Origin of the sequence: Shewanella sp. GutDb-MelDb (assembly GCF_002836075.1) — a bacterium.
Classification (GTDB): domain Bacteria; phylum Pseudomonadota; class Gammaproteobacteria; order Enterobacterales; family Shewanellaceae; genus Shewanella.
The window spans coordinates 1-17,031 of sequence record NZ_PJBM01000136.1 but is presented as its reverse complement, the minus strand read 5'-3'; the positions used below and the strand labels follow the sequence as shown (position 1 = coordinate 17,031).

General features: G+C 43.3%; 18 protein-coding genes. 3 read left to right on the top strand and 15 right to left on the bottom strand.

Annotated features, from left to right (window positions below; genetic code table 11):
• The 9 genes from CXF82_RS05585 to CXF82_RS22265 all read right to left on the bottom strand — a co-directional run.
• A partial coding sequence (locus CXF82_RS05585; protein ID WP_308304379.1) for an NAD(P)-dependent oxidoreductase occupies positions 1–115 on the bottom strand: 115 nt, incomplete at its 3' end.
• Between the two features lie 34 nt (positions 116–149).
• Entirely contained in the window at positions 150–509 is a 360-nt protein-coding gene (locus CXF82_RS05580) for a rhodanese-like domain-containing protein (RefSeq protein ID WP_101089056.1), read from the bottom strand.
• Positions 509–826, bottom strand: a complete 318-nt coding sequence (locus CXF82_RS05575) for a putative signal transducing protein (protein WP_102043794.1) — start codon at positions 824–826, stop codon at positions 509–511. Before CXF82_RS05575 ends, CXF82_RS05580 begins: the two co-directional genes overlap by 1 nt.
• A 288-nt stretch (positions 827–1,114) precedes the next feature.
• A complete protein-coding gene (secF, locus tag CXF82_RS05570) occupies positions 1,115–2,062 on the bottom strand; it encodes a protein translocase subunit SecF (protein ID WP_102043793.1) in 948 nt (315 codons plus the stop codon).
• A 12-nt stretch (positions 2,063–2,074) separates the two neighbouring features.
• Positions 2,075–3,925 carry a protein translocase subunit SecD gene (secD, locus tag CXF82_RS05565; RefSeq protein WP_101089059.1) on the bottom strand — a complete coding sequence of 617 codons (1,851 nt, stop codon included), beginning with the start codon at positions 3,923–3,925 and terminating at the stop codon, positions 2,075–2,077.
• A 17-nt stretch (positions 3,926–3,942) separates the two neighbouring features.
• Positions 3,943–4,275: a preprotein translocase subunit YajC gene (gene yajC, locus CXF82_RS05560; RefSeq protein WP_101089060.1), complete on the bottom strand. Its 333-nt coding sequence runs from the start codon at positions 4,273–4,275 to the stop codon at positions 3,943–3,945.
• A gap of 30 nt (positions 4,276–4,305) precedes the next feature.
• On the bottom strand, positions 4,306–5,439 hold the full coding sequence (tgt, locus tag CXF82_RS05555) for a tRNA guanosine(34) transglycosylase Tgt (RefSeq protein ID WP_101089061.1): 1,134 nt from the start codon (positions 5,437–5,439) through the stop codon (positions 4,306–4,308).
• Positions 5,440–5,622: 183 nt separating this feature from the next.
• Entirely contained in the window at positions 5,623–6,660 is a 1,038-nt protein-coding gene (queA, locus tag CXF82_RS05550; protein WP_102039703.1) for a tRNA preQ1(34) S-adenosylmethionine ribosyltransferase-isomerase QueA, read from the bottom strand.
• 141 nt (positions 6,661–6,801) lie between these two features.
• The gene (locus CXF82_RS22265) at positions 6,802–6,963 is read right to left on the bottom strand and encodes a hypothetical protein (RefSeq protein WP_157822858.1); all 162 of its coding nucleotides are present in this window, start codon (positions 6,961–6,963) and stop codon (positions 6,802–6,804) included.
• A 154-nt stretch (positions 6,964–7,117) separates the two neighbouring features.
• Here CXF82_RS22265 and CXF82_RS05545 point away from each other — a divergent pair, with 154 nt between their 5' ends.
• Both CXF82_RS05545 and CXF82_RS05540 read left to right on the top strand, forming a co-directional pair.
• The gene (locus tag CXF82_RS05545) at positions 7,118–7,711 is read left to right on the top strand and encodes an acyl carrier protein phosphodiesterase (protein ID WP_102043792.1); all 594 of its coding nucleotides are present in this window, start codon (positions 7,118–7,120) and stop codon (positions 7,709–7,711) included.
• Between the two features lie 388 nt (positions 7,712–8,099).
• On the top strand, positions 8,100–8,753 hold the full coding sequence (locus tag CXF82_RS05540; RefSeq protein ID WP_102043791.1) for a pseudouridine synthase: 654 nt from the start codon (positions 8,100–8,102) through the stop codon (positions 8,751–8,753).
• Positions 8,754–8,861: 108 nt separating this feature from the next.
• Here the strand turns inward: CXF82_RS05540 and CXF82_RS05535 are convergent, their stop codons facing one another.
• A complete protein-coding gene (locus CXF82_RS05535; RefSeq protein WP_308304378.1) occupies positions 8,862–9,197 on the bottom strand; it encodes a hypothetical protein in 336 nt (111 codons plus the stop codon).
• A gap of 382 nt (positions 9,198–9,579) precedes the next feature.
• Between CXF82_RS05535 and CXF82_RS05530 the strand changes: the two genes are divergently transcribed.
• Positions 9,580–10,950 (top strand): Gfo/Idh/MocA family protein, encoded by a 1,371-nt coding sequence (locus CXF82_RS05530; RefSeq protein WP_180961107.1) that lies wholly within the window; start codon positions 9,580–9,582, stop codon positions 10,948–10,950.
• A 126-nt stretch (positions 10,951–11,076) separates the two neighbouring features.
• On the opposite strand, the gene sstT is transcribed toward CXF82_RS05530, so the two are convergent.
• The 5 genes from sstT to CXF82_RS05505 form a co-directional block, all read right to left on the bottom strand.
• Positions 11,077–12,297 (bottom strand): serine/threonine transporter SstT, encoded by a 1,221-nt coding sequence (gene sstT / locus CXF82_RS05525; RefSeq protein ID WP_101089067.1) that lies wholly within the window; start codon positions 12,295–12,297, stop codon positions 11,077–11,079.
• A 189-nt stretch (positions 12,298–12,486) separates the two neighbouring features.
• Complete coding sequence (locus CXF82_RS05520) at positions 12,487–13,389, bottom strand: chemotaxis protein (RefSeq protein WP_101089068.1); 903 nt, start codon at positions 13,387–13,389, stop codon at positions 12,487–12,489.
• A 90-nt stretch (positions 13,390–13,479) separates the two neighbouring features.
• Entirely contained in the window at positions 13,480–15,024 is a 1,545-nt protein-coding gene (locus CXF82_RS05515; protein WP_102043789.1) for a phospholipase D-like domain-containing protein, read from the bottom strand.
• Positions 15,025–15,051: 27 nt separating this feature from the next.
• Positions 15,052–15,522, bottom strand: a complete 471-nt coding sequence (locus tag CXF82_RS05510) for a phosphatase domain-containing protein (protein ID WP_101089070.1) — start codon at positions 15,520–15,522, stop codon at positions 15,052–15,054.
• A 55-nt stretch (positions 15,523–15,577) separates the two neighbouring features.
• Positions 15,578–16,900: a DEAD/DEAH box helicase gene (locus tag CXF82_RS05505; protein ID WP_102039707.1), complete on the bottom strand. Its 1,323-nt coding sequence runs from the start codon at positions 16,898–16,900 to the stop codon at positions 15,578–15,580.
• Positions 16,901–17,031: the final 131 nt, after the last annotated feature.

Here is a 17,031-nt window from a genome sequence, read left to right as displayed (position 1 = left end):
GCACCTCAGCTTCAGTACGACAGAGCAAATCGAGTTTACGACTGGCAACATCGCCACCACCTACGATTAATACCCTCAAGGATTGGGTATCAACAAACAACGGAAAATATTGCATTAAGCGAATTGACCTCTACAGCTAACGAATAGCACTAACCTTCAATAAGCGGCAATTGTCTCTCAAGCCATGCTTTATAACCACCTGATAGTGAGACAACTTTGGTATAACCCATAACTTGTAAATTAAAAGCAGCCATTGCCGAGCGGTAACCACCACCACAATATAGCGTTAGGGGAGTACTCTTATCAGGAAAGCGCGTCTCGATATCTCTTTCAATAATGCCTTTGCACAAGTGATGCGCAGCGGGAAGATGATTGATATTCCACTCATGATCTTCTCTCACATCAAGTAAGGTCCAGCCTTTATGCGTCAAGTATTGTTCAATAGTGATTTCAGTAATATGTGGGAGAATACTTTCAACAAGAGCCAGAAATGCAGGGTTATGTTTCATTAATTGTACTGCTCACTTCTTTCAGCGCCGCAATTCCAACACAGCTCAAAGCTTGACTCATTAACTTCATGGCAATTAACGCATTTCCACTGCGGACGATCCGCATTCAACGATTCCATCTGTTTTTTGGCACTCTGGTAATGGCTCTGTGATACCCAAAGCTCAACATTCTGTATCCCTGTAGGCAATTCACCCACGCCACCTAATAGCGCTTCACCTTTAAGCTCTACCGGAATACCAATAGATTCAAGCATACCTTTCCAAGTATGCGCTTCTAACAAGTTTCCAGCTGCAAGTAACCGCATTTTATCATCCATGTTATTTCCTACTGCTATTGCGCTATTGGCTATGTTTGATAAGCCAATACATCAACTAATAAACGGGTATACAACGTTATTCACCCGCCGTTCCTATTTTTCACGCGCTAAAATAGACTTACATGCTACTGCTAAAACATCAGTACTGTCGAGCGCTGTTTTATCGCTCAATACAAAATACCATACTGATAAAACAATCTTAGTCAAATCCCCTACTATTAGACAATATCCTAGTAAATTAAACAAAAAAGCCACCTAAAAGGTGGCTTTTAAAAATCAACCTAATGACTAAGACATTAGTTTATCTTGATCTGCACCCTCTTTTTCAATCTCAACTGGCATCATGTGTTCACGATTGATCCCAAGTTTAATCGCTAAGAAACTCGCGACGTAGATTGAAGAAAATGTACCGACAAAAATCCCCATTAGCAAAGCCGTAGCAAAGCCGTGGATCATGGTGCCACCTTTTAAGAACAAGGCAATAACTACGACTAATGTCGTCGCTGTTGTAATAATAGTACGACTCATTGTCTGAGTAATCGACGTATTCACCACTTCTTCAGGACTGCTTTTACGCATCTTGAGGAAGTTTTCACGTATACGGTCAAATACAACAATCGTATCGTTGAGCGAGTAACCAACAACGGTTAACACACCTGCCAATACAGTGAGGTCGAATTCAAGTTGAAATAAAGAGAACACGCCAAGGGTAATGATAACGTCATGGGCTAATGCCGTTACAGAACCTAATGCTAAACGCCATTCAAAGCGGAAAGATACGTATATTAGAATACATATCAATGCGACTAAAACCGCTAATCCACCTTGCTCAGCTAACTCTTTACCGACTTGTGGTCCTACAAACTCAACTCGTTTTTGGATTACAGCAGGGTCAAGTACAGTAACAGCGTCCATGACCTGAGCAACCTGCACATCACTCTTTATGCCTTCTTTAACAGGAAGGCGAATAAGAATGTCGCGGCTCGAACCAAAGTTTTGTACTATTGCACCATCGGTTTCATCTGTTGTGAGTCCATCACGTATCACTGTCAAATTGACTGAATTCGAAAATTCGAGTTCAACAACGGTACCGCCCGTAAAATCCAAGCCCCAATTAATACCCTTTGTCGCTAAAGACCCTAACGAGCCCAGCACTAGTATCACTGAAAGGATACTAATAGGTATAGCATGACGCAGAAAGTTGACAGAGCCTTTGATATTTAAAATCTGAAACATTTCAACTTCCTCTTAGATAGACAGTTTCTTCACGCGCTTACCACCCCAGATCGCGTTCACAATTGAACGAGTTCCGACAATAGCGGTAAACATAGAAGTAGCGATACCAATCATTAAGGTAACCGCGAAGCCTTTTACTGCACCCGTGCCGACAGCAAATAAGATAAGTGCCGTCATAAAGGTAGTAATGTTAGCATCGGCAATTGTTGAAAATGCATTGCCATAACCTTCATGAATCGCTTGCTGAACGCTTCGACCGTTACGCAGTTCTTCACGAATACGCTCGTAAATAAGTACGTTACCGTCAACCGCCATACCCACTGTTAATACCATACCGGCAATACCAGGAAGCGTTAGTACAGCGCCAGGGATCATCGACATAACACCAACAACCATCACTAGGTTAGCTGTTAACGCAAGGTTTGCGATAAGACCAAAGCCACGGTAATAAACCATCATGAAGACAAGAACAACCGCCATACCCCAGATCATTGCTTGAACACCGTTTTGGATATTTTCAGCACCTAAGCTTGGGCCAATGGTACGTTCTTCAACGATATAAACCGGCGCAATCAACGCACCAGCACGAAGTAACAGCGCTAAGTTTTGTGATTCAGCATGTTCAAGGCCGGTGATCACAAAGTTACGACCAAGACGAGCTTGAATCGTGGCGACTGAAATAACTTCTTCAATCTTCTTCATTTTCACGCTGCCGTCAGCGTTCTTATCACCAGTATCTTTATACTCAATGAATAAAGTTGCCATAGGCTTACCTATGTTGTCTTTAGTCACATTTGAGAATATAGAACCACCTTTAGAATCTAGGTTAATAGACACTTGTGGGCGGCTGTACTCATCGTAGCTTGGTTGTGCACCTTGGATATGATCACCCGTTAGCATAACCGCTTTTTTAAGTACAACAGGGCCACCTGAGCGGCGCTGATAAACTTCAGAACCCGCTGGTACACGACCACTAGCTACCGCTTGAGCGTCCGCACTCTGATCAACCATGTGGAATTCGATTGACGCAGTCGCACTCAAAATCTCTTTTGCGCGAGCCGTGTCTTGAACACCAGGCAGTTCAACAATAATACGTTCAGCACCTTGGCGCTGTACAACAGGCTCAGCCACACCAAGCTCGTTGACACGATTACGCAAGGTTGTAATATTTTGTTGTAACGCATCTTCCTTGATCTGTTTTAAATAAACGTCACTTGGATTAGCAATAAGGAAATAGTTATCTCCAGTAGAGCGGTCAGTAAAGACCATGTCGTTACTGCGAGACTTAAGGAAGCGTTCTGCATTCGCTAGGGTCTCAGCATCACGAAACTTAATCTCGATACCTTTGGCGCCATTACGAATACCCGCATAGCGAATTTTCTCAGCTCGTAAATCAGTTCTGTAGTCAGCAACTTTGGCTTCGGTCATCTTGCGAACGGCTTCACCCATGTCAACTTCCATTAAGAAGTGAACACCACCACGTAGATCGAGACCTAGTTTCATAGGCGAACCGCCCATAGACTCTAACCATTCTGGTGTTGCTGGCGCTAAGTTAAGCGCTACTGTGAACTTGTCGCCAAGTGCATCAGAAATCGCCTCTTTCGCTAATAATTGATCTTCACCATTATTAACACGAACCAATAATTGACCGTTTTCTAGCTCAGAACGCTTAACAGCGATGCCTTTACTTACTAATACATCATTTACTGCCGACTGAGTCGACGCTGTCACCTCTGCCCCTCGGGTTGCAACCACCTGTACAGCATGGTCCTCACCGAAAAGGTTTGGTATCGCATAGAATGCACCTACGGCGATGATAATCATCACCATTAGGTTTTTCCACATTGGGTATTTATTTAACACGCCATAGCCCTCTTGGCTTAAAGTGACTTAATAGAGCCTTTTGGCAATACCGCCGCAATGTAATCCTTTTTAATAGTGATTTCGCTAGTCTCGTTGATAGCCAACAATACGTAGTCATTCTCATCACTGATTTTGGCTATCTTGCCCAAAATGCCACCGCTAGTCAGCACTTCATCGCCTTTGCTCAAAGAGCCCATAAGGTTCTTGTGCTCTTTTACGCGCTTAGACTGTGGACGGAAAATCATAAAGTAGAAAATCAGGCCAAAAATGACCAACATGAAAATAAGTTCCATAGTGCCGCCAGCGCCGCCTATAGGTGAATCTGCTGCATACGCATTTGAAATAAACATAGTTGTCTCTTCTTATTGTCTGAGTAAAAATTAATCGGTTAATTCAGGAACTTCAGGTACTTCCCGGCCAAGGCTGGTATAGAACTCTGTAACAAAGTCGTCTAATGTACCTGTCTCAATCGCACCACGCAAACCTTCCATCAATCTTTGATAATAACGAAGGTTATGCATGGTGTTTAATCGAGCACCTAGAATCTCATTACAACGATCTAAGTGGTAAAGGTATGCCCGTGAATAGTTCTTACAGGTATAACAATCACACTTAGCATCGAGTGGTGCAGTGTCATCACGATGACGTGCATTACGGATCTTGATAACACCTTCACTGGTAAACAAATGACCGTTTCGAGCATTACGTGTTGGCATAACACAATCAAACATGTCTACGCCACGACGTACGCCTTCAACTAAATCCTCTGGTTTACCGACCCCCATCAAGTAGCGTGGTTTATCAGCTGGTATCTTAGGACAAACGTGCTCAAGAATGCGGTGCATGTCTTCTTTAGGTTCACCAACGGCTAAACCACCGACTGCGTATCCATCAAAACCAATGTCGACTAGGCCATTTAGGCTTTCATCGCGCAGGTCTTCATAAACACCACCTTGAATAATGCCGAACAACGAGTTCGGGTTTTCAAGTTTGTCGAATTCATCACGTGAACGCTGAGCCCAACGTAGAGACATCTGCATCGATTTACGTGCTTCATCTTCTGTTGCTGGGTATGGCGTGCACTCATCAAAAATCATCACGACATCGCTGCCTAATGAATCTTGGATCTGCATTGATTTTTCTGGATCTAAGAAAATCTTTTCACCATTAATCGGTGAACGGAAATGTACGCCCGCTTCGGTGATCTTACGGATATCGCCCAAGCTAAATACTTGGAATCCACCTGAGTCAGTCAAAATTGGACGCTGCCAGTTCATAAAGTCATGCAGGTCACCATGTTTACGCATGATCTCTTCACCTGGGCGAAGCCATAAGTGAAAAGTATTACCGAGCAGGATATCAGCGCCAGTTTCACGCACTTCTTCAGGCGTCATCCCTTTTACAGTACCGTAAGTACCTACAGGCATAAACGCTGGTGTTTCAACGGTACCGCGTTCAAACACTAAACGACCGCGACGTGCGCGACCTTGGGTTGTATCTAATTCAAATTTCATTATTCACCTCGCCAGATAAACAGTCTGACCTGAGTTAACTCGACTATCGAGTTGTAGATTAAGACTAGAGATAAGGGCAAACAAATCAGTATCAACCCTTACCCTCAAAATAAGCACCAAAATGAGGACAAAAAAATACCCACCTCATTTGTATGGGTGGGTATTTTAAAGCATATTTTAGTATTAGTTCGCTTTTTTAGTCACAAACATGGCGTCACCATAGCTAAAGAAGCGGTATTTTTGAGCAATCGCGTGCTGATAGGCGTTTTTTACTTCATCAAAGCCAGCGAAAGCACTCAGTAACATAATCAATGTCGATTCGGGTAGATGAAAATTAGTCAGCATTGCATCGACTATTTGGAACTGATATCCAGGGTAAATAAAGATATCGGTGTCACCTTTAAAGGGTTCAAGCTCAGCTAAAGATGCTTTAGCGGCACTTTCTAAAGAGCGTACTGATGTGGTACCCACGGCAATGACTCGCTTGCCTTTCGCTTTAGTGGCAGCAATTAAGTCAACCACCTCTTGAGATACTTCGGCCCACTCTGAATGCATTTTATGGTCAAGAATCTCGTCAACGCGTACCGGCTGGAATGTGCCTGCGCCCACGTGCAAAGTAACAAAAGCGGTGTTAACACCTTTCTCTTTTAGTGCTGCCAGCATTGCATCGTCAAAATGCAAACCTGCTGTTGGCGCAGCGACAGCGCCTGGAGTTTGGTTATAAACGGTTTGATAACGTTCTTTATCGGCATCTTCGTCCGGTCTGTCGATATAAGGTGGCAATGGCATATGGCCGACCTCTTCTAACACCTCAAGGATCGTTTTATCAGACTGCAGTTGTAATTCAAATAGCGTGTCATGACGAGCACACATTTTCATTTCATAACCGCCATCTAAGCAGATAATAGCATCTACCTTAGGGGACTTAGAGCTACGAACATGCGCTAGAATTCGCTTATCATCAAGCATGCGCTCGACTAAGATCTCTAACTTACCACCGGACTGTTTTTTACCAAATAAGCGCGCAGGTATGACACGGGTATTATTAAATACCATCAAATCACCCGGCTGAACTTGTTCAAGAATCGCAGTAAATTGCAGATCCGCTAATGCACCACTATTACCGTCTAACGATAATAATCTAGAAGCAGTACGCTCAGGAGTGGGATAACGAGCTATAAGCTCATCAGGAAGTTCAAAAGAAAAGTCTGCAACGCGCATGGAAAGTCTCTACTGTCTTTAAATCGGCCGCTAGTCTATGACTAGAGCAAAATAAGATCAACAATAATGGCACAATAAAGTCCCACTATTGCTTTAAATAACCAGTAAAGGCCACTCTAGAGCGGTTAGCGTTAGTTTATGTCACACTTTGCTGTGGTCGTTGTCTTCCGGAGACACTTGCGTTTCATTAGCGAGATCTTCAATACGGTAGCGATGTTGCTCGTAGGGAATATCGACTTCTACTTTTCTGCGCAGGGGTTTCTCTGTACCAACAAGCTTTTTTGATAACCAGTTCCACATCATCCTTGATCCTCAAACCGTTAATATATGGGAAAATTGCTTTAAAACGATGCACATCCATGAAGCTAACGCTTCACTACAATAATTGTAATAAAGAATTTCCTTCGCATCGCGCTGCATGTTACCGTGAAAGTACTCATATCACCAAGTATAAAATATGAACTTTCTTGCACACTTGCACCTAGCGGATGTTAGCCAAACCTCTTTAGCAGCGAATCTTGCTGGTGATTTTGCTAAAGGCAATATCGAACGTTTTCCGAAACATCTACAACAGGGTCTTTGGCTACACCGACAAATAGATAAACTGACAGATACCCATGAACTCACCAAAGAGCTACACGAAAAATTTCCAAAATCATTAACTCGTGCGGCCCCCATTATCGTTGATATTTGCTTTGACCACATGCTGGCAAAGTATTGGGAAGAATACCATCACCTAAGTTTGAGTGAGTTTGCAACTCATGCGTACAATCAAATTGATGCTTGTGAGCAATTACCTGAGCAGTTACAAAGTATGGCTCCAAAAATGCGCCAAGAAAATTGGCTCGTCGCTTATCAAAGCCGAAAAGGGCTTAACCAAACCCTCGCATCGGTTGCACAACGCGTTTCAAAACCTGACATCTTTAAGGGTGCTCAAGATTGCGTTAAGAAACTCGATATAGAAATAGAGATCGCTTTTCGTACCTTTTATCCGCAGCTTATGGCGTACAGTCGGCTTTGGACACGTAATACACCGCCAGAATATCTATAAGCAGAAACGCCATTGAATATGATGAGTTACTGAACATCATCATTTTCTACGCCTAAAATACTTTCTCATTTGAATACTTATTGTATGACTCCAACGCTTCCTCCTTTGCGTATCTGGCTTAGCCAAATTAGAGAATCCATCATAGAGTCGCTGGATAGATCAGCCCTATGCAAGCTTTGCATAACATGGAGGTGGTGAGCTTTTAGTGTTAATAATGGCAAATGATTAATGCTGTGGATTCTAGCGCTATTACTGTCTATTTTATGTTCAAACACAATAACCCAGTCCCCGATTATCGATATTCTTCCGCTTAGAAAAGACCTAGAAGACAATTGTCACTTGTCGCAGGGCATTATTTTGCTAGAATTACCTCGCAACAGGAGAATTCATGCAAATATTTACCTATCAGCCACCTAATATCCCTTGGTTAGATATCCGTTATGTCGATCGAGACATCATTATCATTAATAAACCGTCAGGATTACTTTCTAATCCTGGGATAGCAAAGAATACCTATGACTGTGCTCTTACTCGAATTCAACAACGATTCAACGATGCAATATTGGTGCACCGTTTAGATTGTGCAACGTCTGGCATCATGGTGTTTGCTCGAAATAAAAAGGCAGAATCAAACCTAAAAACCCAGTTTCAAGACCGGAAAACCAAGAAAACCTATATTGCCGAAGTAAGCGGACATCTCAACGATGCCGAAGGAATAATAGAACTGTCGTTAGCGGCTGATAAAACCAATCCACCCAAGCAGCAAGTGAGTGACAATGGCAAGGTCGCAATTACCCATTATCAAACTCTTGAAGTGAGAGCCAATAGTACTTTGTTAATGCTAAAACCCGTCACAGGCCGAACACATCAACTTCGCGTTCATATGCTTGCGATAGGTAACACCATTTTAGGTGATGATTTTTATGGCAACAAGCAGGTAATTGAGGCTGCACCCAGGTTAAAACTGCATGCGCAAGAGCTCAGTTTTACCCACCCCTACACAGGTAAAAAGACATTATTTCGCAGTTATTGTTCTTTTTAAGCTACAAATGCTATCCAATAATAAGGGGCTCTTGCCCCCTATTTTATCTAACATTCAATTCACCGGCACTTATACAACACTCTTAACTAAAGTATTTATAATCAGTGCTTATGCTGCTTCAGCCTTAGTCGCCGTGTAATAACACAAGCTGGAATTACAGAACATTAGCTCATTACTTGCCGTCAGCATAAAATACTCACCGAAAATGTTACCGCCCTTATCCTCTAGCTTCACACCATCATCCGACTCTTTTGAGATCATCTCATCTAAGCTGTGGCAACCATCGTTGTACCAAGTCTCTAGATAATAAGTATCCGCTAGCTTGTAAACAGTGATGTTATCACCCAGCAGTGGTCTCTCATCAACCCAACGTCCAATCACTTCTCTGGTCTCAAGATCCGTATCTTGCCAAAATAAACGCCTACGCTTTTCGACTACCGACATTTCTATCTCCTTGAGTTTTGTTCTATTCTCAATTTGAATAACTTTTTTTGTTCCATTACTCACAACAGCCATCGACTTCACTACCCCAAACGGTTAACTTGTAAAATAATTGTTATTAAAATCAGTCATTGAAATAATGTTTGCAACAAAAATACCCATTACCTCTACAATGAAATTGTATCGCACATTAAAAATAAAAACGCGATATAAGTCACTTTATATGCATAACTTTAGTAAACCTGAATAAAAAGGCAAGTGCAACAAACCGTAACGACTTTTTTTAGCCATCAACGCAATAAGTTTGATATAACTTTGTTGGAATACCAAAGCTAAAATAGGACTTCGAGTCAGCTAACGCTATTGTGCCCCATCTATAGGACCGATAATGAAACTTAATCGCAGACACTTTTTAAAAACAGCGAGCCTTGCTGCAGCAAGCTTTGCGACATCATCTTTTTCAGCAACAGAAAATTTAGTTCCTCGGCCTCCCTCGCTAGGGAGCAGTGTTATGGGGTTAGTTGTTGCAAAAATGGAAACGGTAAGAGTTGGTTTTATTGGTGTTGGGCAACGCGGTTCAGGGCATGTACAACACTTTTGCCGCTTAGAAGGCGTTGAAATAGTAGCAATATGCGATACCAACCCTTTGGCATTAGACAAGTCCATCGAGTTTGTAAAGCAGCAAGGCTTCAAGGCACCAGCGCGCCACACCGGCAGTGAGCGAGCTTACCTAGAACTACTAAGCCGCAAAGATATCGACATGGTTATTATTTCTACCCCATGGGAATGGCATGCCCCTATGGCTATCGATACCATGGAAAGCGGGAAGCATGCCTTTGTAGAAGTACCACTCGCTCTTACCGTCGAAGAGTGCTGGCAAATCGTCAACACCGCAGAAAAGACCCAGAAGAACTGCATGATGATGGAAAATGTAAACTACGGTCGAGATGAGTTAATGGTGCTCAATATGGTTCGTCAGGGAGTATTTGGCGAGCTCCTGCATGGTGAGGCAGCTTATATCCATGAACTGCGCTGGCAAATGAAAGAGATAAACCAAAAAACAGGCTCATGGCGTACCTACTGGCACACCAAAAGAAATGGCAACCTATATCCGACCCACGGCTTAGGCCCTGTATCTCAGTATATGAACATTAACCGCGGTGACCGTTTCGACTACTTGACCTCGATGAGTTCTCCAGCGTTAGGCCGAGCATTGTACGCTCAACGAGAGTTTCCTGAAGATCATGAACGCAATCAACTTAATTATATCAACGGCGATATTAACACCAGTCTCATTAAAACTGCCAAAGGCCGTACCATTATGGTACAGCATGATACGACAACCCCAAGGCCTTACAGTCGTCATAATTTAATTCAAGGCACTAACGGTGTGTTCGCTGGATTCCCAAATCGTATTGCGATTGAAAAAAATGGCAATGGTAACTTCCATCAATGGGATAGGGACATGGCTCCGTGGTATGACAAATACGACCACCCCCTTTGGCAGCGAATGGGCCAAGAGGCTGAAAAAAATGGCGGCCATGGTGGTATGGACTTTTTAATGCTTTGGAGAATGGTTTATTGCCTCAGAAACGGAGAAGCACTCGATCAGGATGTATACGATGGTGCAGCATGGTCTGTGGTCAATGTTCTCAGTGAAGCATCAGTCAACAACCGCAGTAACTCGGTTAACTTCCCAGATTTCACTCGTGGTGGCTGGAAAACGGGTAAGCCATTGGGGATCATTGGCGCATAGTTTCTCCGCTAATCTGTCTATTAAGCTATTCAGTAACTTATTCGATTAATAAAAAAGCCCCGTCAACTAAGTTGCGGGGCTTTTCTTTACACTGTGATTTAACCCAGCGATATAATACTCACCGTATTAGCCCTGCTGTCTTTCCGCGGCTTCACATGCGGCAGCAGTAAAGAGAACGTCAGTAGAGCTGTTCAAACCAGTTTCAGCAGAATCTTGAATCACACCAATGATAAAGCCGACGGCAACGACCTGCATAGCAACGTCATTGGAGATCCCAAATAAGCTACAGGCCAGTGGAATAAGTAGCAATGAACCACCCGCGACTCCAGATGCCCCACAAGCAGAGACCGCGGCAACAACACTGAGTAATATGGCGGTTAAGATATCAACTTGAACCCCCATGGTATGCACAGCGGCAAGCGTTAAGATGGTAATCGTTATCGCCGCACCGCCCATGTTAATCGTCGCACCTAAAGGAATTGATACTGAGTAGGTATCCTCATGTAGCTTAAGCTTGTCACACAACGCCATGTTAACGGGAATATTCGCAGCGCTTGAGCGAGTAAAGAACGCTGTCACACCACTTTCACGCAAGCAAGTGAATACCAACGGATATGGATTACGGCGGATCTTGTAGTACACAATCGCAGGGTTAACCACTAACGCCATGATTGCCATCGCGCCGAGTAATACTGCAAGTAATTGTGCATAACCTGCGATCGCTTCAAAGCCGGTCGCTGCAAATGTTGCTGACACCAAACCGAATATACCAATAGGCGCTAAGCGGATAATAAAGCGTACCATTTGTGAAACGCCATGGCTTACATCGGCAAAGACCTGTTTGGTGGAATCACTCGCGTGATGCAAGGCTAAACCGAGTCCGACGCCCCAAGCAAGAATACCAATATAGTTACCAGTCATTAGAGCGTTAACTGGGTTATCGACCAATTTGAAGAGCAAGGTATTGATCACTTCACCGATCCCTTCTGGTGGAGTAGCACCTTCAGCACCGGTAACCAATACCAATGTGGTAGGGAATGCAAAGCTCATCAGTACCGCTGTTAACGCCGCACAAAAGGTACCAAACAGATAAAGCGTCACAATAGGACGCATATTTGTTTTGGCGTTCTTTTTTTGATTCGCGATAGAAGCTGCAACGAGAATGAACACTAGGATAGGCGCGATTGCCTTCAGCGCTCCTACGAAAAGTTCACCAAGAAAAGCGACACTTTCTGCACCACTTTTTGATACTGTCGCGAGCACGACACCGGCAATAATACCGGCTAGAATTTGTAGCACAAGATTGCTGTTTGCCAACTTGGCAAACAGTGATGTTTTTTGATTCATTACTTAACCTATCATTATAATTTTTAGTATGTATCAATTTGATTTAAGGGTTATCAGCAAAATGGTAAGCCTTAAATAAAATTAATCTTCCTTCCACACTGTTTGTATCGGATGTGACCATAGTTGTCTACCTTTGGTAGACATTTAGCCTTGGATATTACTCAGAGATAGCATCTTACTAACAAGCTACTAAACATTGGCGATGACTTGTACTTTATTAGCGCCGCGTAACATCGCGTCAATAAGCTCATGCGCATCGAATTTGGTGAGCGCTTCATCAGCACCCACTTGATGAGCCTGACTCACACTGATCTCACTCGATAACGACGTATGTAAGATAATATAGGCATCGGCAATCGCCGGATTATTCTTAACCTCAAATGCCAATTCATAACCATCTAGGCCAGGCATTTCAATATCGCTAACCAGAATATCAATCGCCTGACCACTTTTTTCAGCTTGCTTCATAATTGAAAGAGCATGTTGGCCATCGGCGGTAACCTGATAAGGGATATTGATGCTATCAAGTGCGTCAGACAACTGTTTACGTGCCACCATCGAGTCATCAACAAGCAAAATGTGTAAGGGCTTGAGACGCTCTCGCTGTACATCCGTCAATATCGCTCTTGTTGTTTCAGGGCTTGCTGGAAAGACTTTTGACAGTAATAGCTCTACGTCTAGTAATTGCACTAACTTATCGTCGATACGTGTCACCCCCGTCAAAAAAGCATTTTTGCCTAAATTATTCGGAGGCGCTTCTATATCTCGCCAGTTACATTCGATGATTTTATCGATAGCTCGCACTAGGAAGCCGATCACCATACGTTGGCAGTCCGTAATGATAATATAGCAATCTTTACGCTCCTGTTCCGATATAGGCCGATAACCCACTGCTGCGGCCATATCAACAACAGGAATAGTGGTGCCACGTATTGTTGCGGCACCTAAAATAGTGGGATGAGAGTGAGGTATGACACTCAATGGACTATAAGGCACCAACTCACGCACCTTTAGTGTTCCCAGCGCAAACAACTGAGTATATGACAGCTGAAACAATAATAACCCTTGAGCTTGCTTTGCCTTACTTTTCATTATGCTGCCGTCTCTTTTAATAAACCCATCTTGCTGGCGGATCCCAGATTACCTCGGGTAAACTTTACCCCAATCATATTAAACTCTCAATTAAAGCTGTGACTCAATGGGTAGCAATGCGATGCAATCGACTAAAAACTTACGCCAAAGGCCAGCATCGGGTTCAGTATATATTTCTCGCTGCTTCGAATCATCATGCCAGACGATCTCTTCATCTCTAATTGACAGTCGATAAGTATTTGCCGCTAAGCTTTCCCCTATGCCATTAACCACCTCACTAGCCAGCTCACGATTGCGAATAATGAGGCCCATTTCAGTATTCAACCATGCAGAGCGAGGGTCAAAATTAAAAGAGCCAACAAATAGAGAGTGTTTATCGATAATAAACGTTTTAGCATGCAGACTACTCTTTGAGCTTCCAGTCCAACTACTGCTTCGTTTCAGCTCTAGGTTGGCCTTAACTTCAAATATTCTCACCCCAGATTCTAATAACCGCTGCCGGTAAGTCCGATACCCAGCGTGTACTGCCAACACATCCGTTGCCGCTAGGCTGTTGGTTAGTATGGTAACCTTAATGCCCTTTTCGACCGCTGCAATTAAGTTATTAGCGCCCGCTCTAGTGGGCACGAAGTACGGTGATACAATAAGAACTTCTTGGTTAGCTTGCGATAGAAAAGCACCTAAATTGGCCAGAATACTGTCAGAGTCTAATTGATGGTTTTGTTTATCAGGTTGATCATAAATAAGTTTAGCCTGTCCCCAATACCAAGGTAATGAATGATTAGCCATCTTCTGTATTAACTGGCTACTTAACAAACGCTTCATGTATGGATTATCTTGATACTCCACTTTAGCGCTATCAACCACGACCATTGCTTGCGCTAACTCCAGCTCAGTCGCCTTACCCTCAACAAGCGCATTGATTTCAACCGTTAAAGGTGCATTCCAATACAAATCAAATTGGTCCGACACGTCATCGACGACCTCACCAATGGCCATTAAGTCAAAATCCCCAAAGTCGACATCGGTGTTGTTAGAAAAATATTCATTGCCAATATTGCGGCCACCCACTACGGTAATACTGTTATCAACAGTTAGCGACTTATTATGCATTCGATGGTTTAAACGAGAAAAGCTACTGATAAAAGCGAGATTTCTGAAATGACGTTCAAATGAGGGATTGTATAACCGAACATCAATATTGTTGTGCATTGCTAATAACAGTAGCGTGTTGTCAGCATCCTTAGTCGCCATATCATCGAGCAGTATTCTCACTCTAACTCCGCGTTCAGCGGCATCCATTAGGTGCCATAACAGCAACCTACCGGACTCATCAGCGCGATAAATATAGTATTGCAGATCAATACTTGTCGTCGCAGCATTAACCAATGCCAGCCTTGCGATGAAAGCATCTACACCGTCGATTAATGGCACTACTCCCGTTAAATCGGGATTAGCTTGAAGATCGGCTGCCACATATTGGGAAAGTACCGATTGAGTTTGTGTCGCAAGCTTGAATGTAGATGTTTTATCGGGGTATTGAGGAGAAGTCTGGCAGCCAACCTGTAATAGTATGGCTGCCCAGATAAACATTGATTTGATTGATAAGCTTTTAAGCAATCCGATTGCTTTCATTAAATAACTTCAGTCGTTAACTAGTATCTATTCTTGTAACGCATAAAGCACATCAAATGCAAATTGATCCCAGCCATCAGCGCTAAAAGCAATGTCGCGTATGGCTCTTATCTGACTCACTGCATGCAATGGCGCTGCACCGTTATCCATTAAATAGTAAGCCATAATGAGGCCTGTTCTATCTTTACCCGAGCGGCAATGGATAAGCACTGTTTTATGTTGTGCTTCGCATTCTCTGATATAAGCCAGTGCTTTTGGGACTTGTTCGACACAGAACTCAAGATCCCCTGCTTCTGGCGGCGCATTGCGCGAAAAGGGAATGCACTTGTATTCAATGCCTACAGACGAAAAATCTGCATCTTCACACGACTCGCCATTATTGACGGAAAGAATGGCATCTATGCCCTCTTCTTTCAATTCAGACAAATTCCATGCGTCTTTATTGGGGCCACTGCGTCCTGCAATTTGTCCTTCTACTAACCAAAATAGGTGCTGCATACTTTTTCCTAGATAAATTATTAGTGTTAAACGAAGTAAAATTTACAATGGAGACTTATTCTTTTGACCAAAGGTCTGTGTTTGCCTGCGGCAGCTTATTACGATGTTTCTTACCGCTACCCGCTGGTTTTGCCATCGGTTTTTCTATCCGTGATGGACAATCTTCAGGTGCCTCTTTATCGGCTTCAAAACCTGGATGTTGTTCACGTTCAAGCTTTAATTTGTTCTTTTTCTCAATCACTGCGAAATGCTGGTATTCATCGTGAGAGATCAGCGATAGTGCTATACCCGCTTCGCCAGCACGGCCACTTCGACCAATACGGTGCATGTAATCAGCAGGGCTACGTGGTAGCTCATAGTTAATGACAATAGGCAGTTTTTCAATATCAATACCGCGCGCCGCAATATCAGTAGCAATAAGCACCCGGATCTCGCCTCGTTTAAAACCATCGAGAACCCGAGTTCTTGTGCCTTGGGCTTTATCACTATGGAAGATTTCGGCCTTGATCCCTGCATTATCAAGCTTATGTGCTAAACGATCGCAGGTATATTTGGCACTGGCAAAGATTAAAATTTGTTGCCAATCATTCTCTTTAATAAGCTGCACTAACAAAGGTGTTTTACGGTTACGGTTAACCGTGATAACACGCTGCACCAAGGTGTTTTCTTCTTGGCTTTGCAGTTGAACTTCAACCGGCTTATTAAGCAATGATTGGGTCAGCAAAGTCACTTCTTCAGGAAAAGTCGCTGAAAACAGTAATGTTTGCTTTTTAGCAGGCATTAGCGCAAGTAACGCGGTTAACTCTTCAGTGAAGCCTAAGCTCAACATGCGATCCGCTTCATCGAGGACGAGCGTGCTCACTTTGTCTAGCTTAACCGCATTGCTTGATATCAAGTCGAGTAGTCGACCTGGCGTCGCCACCAGAATATCTGCACCACCGCGTAAGCTCTGCATTTGGGTATTGGTTGAAACACCACCGTAAACCGCTAACACCTTTAGATTAGGCTTAATGCTCTGTGCATAGCGCATAAAACTGTCAGCAACTTGCTGTGCTAATTCTCGTGTAGGCACCAGCACTAAACTAGAAACAACATTACTCTGCTTACTTTGCTTTGATGATGTAGCAAGTAGCTGAATAATAGGCAATGCAAAAGCCGCTGTTTTCCCAGAGCCTGTGATCGCGCCGCCTAACACATCTTGACCCGCGATAACGGCTGGAATAGTGCTTTGCTGAATCGCGGTTGGAGACTGGTAATCCAATGCTTTAAGCGTTTCTAACAGTTCAGGGATCAACCCTAACTCCGCAAAAGAACGGTGATTCGCGGCATTATCCACAGAGGTTGAAATGGCTTTAGTTGTCAGGTCTGGCTGAGTCATATTTACGGGCGTTGCCTAATCAAAAATAAGGGCGTTATTCTACGCTAATATCGCTTCAAAAGCTTTTATTTGATGCTAAATAGCCTTAACAAGCACTGAGTTTTAGTCAACATGAGCGCTAAACATTACTT

Bases quoted from the DNA above. Each gene is read 5' to 3' on its own strand.
- CXF82_RS05520 (WP_101089068.1), bottom strand. From the start codon at position 13,389: ATGAAAAGTAAGGCAAAGCAAGCTCAAGGGTTATTATTGTTTCAGCTG.
- CXF82_RS05575 (WP_102043794.1), bottom strand. From the start codon at position 826: ATGGATGATAAAATGCGGTTACTTGCAGCTGGAAACTTGTTAGAAGCG.
- CXF82_RS05545 (WP_102043792.1), top strand. From the start codon at position 7,118: ATGAACTTTCTTGCACACTTGCACCTAGCGGATGTTAGCCAAACCTCT.
- CXF82_RS05535 (WP_308304378.1), bottom strand. From the start codon at position 9,197: ATGTCGGTAGTCGAAAAGCGTAGGCGTTTATTTTGGCAAGATACGGAT.
- CXF82_RS05540 (WP_102043791.1), top strand. From the start codon at position 8,100: ATGCAAATATTTACCTATCAGCCACCTAATATCCCTTGGTTAGATATC.
- queA (WP_102039703.1), bottom strand. From the start codon at position 6,660: ATGCGCGTTGCAGACTTTTCTTTTGAACTTCCTGATGAGCTTATAGCT.
- secF (WP_102043793.1), bottom strand. From the start codon at position 2,062: ATGTTTCAGATTTTAAATATCAAAGGCTCTGTCAACTTTCTGCGTCAT.
- CXF82_RS05580 (WP_101089056.1), bottom strand. From the start codon at position 509: ATGAAACATAACCCTGCATTTCTGGCTCTTGTTGAAAGTATTCTCCCA.
- sstT (WP_101089067.1), bottom strand. From the start codon at position 12,297: ATGAATCAAAAAACATCACTGTTTGCCAAGTTGGCAAACAGCAATCTT.
- CXF82_RS05505 (WP_102039707.1), bottom strand. From the start codon at position 16,900: ATGACTCAGCCAGACCTGACAACTAAAGCCATTTCAACCTCTGTGGAT.
- CXF82_RS05515 (WP_102043789.1), bottom strand. From the start codon at position 15,024: ATGAAAGCAATCGGATTGCTTAAAAGCTTATCAATCAAATCAATGTTT.
- yajC (WP_101089060.1), bottom strand. From the start codon at position 4,275: ATGTTTATTTCAAATGCGTATGCAGCAGATTCACCTATAGGCGGCGCT.
- tgt (WP_101089061.1), bottom strand. From the start codon at position 5,439: ATGAAATTTGAATTAGATACAACCCAAGGTCGCGCACGTCGCGGTCGT.
- CXF82_RS22265 (WP_157822858.1), bottom strand. From the start codon at position 6,963: ATGATGTGGAACTGGTTATCAAAAAAGCTTGTTGGTACAGAGAAACCC.
- CXF82_RS05510 (WP_101089070.1), bottom strand. From the start codon at position 15,522: ATGCAGCACCTATTTTGGTTAGTAGAAGGACAAATTGCAGGACGCAGT.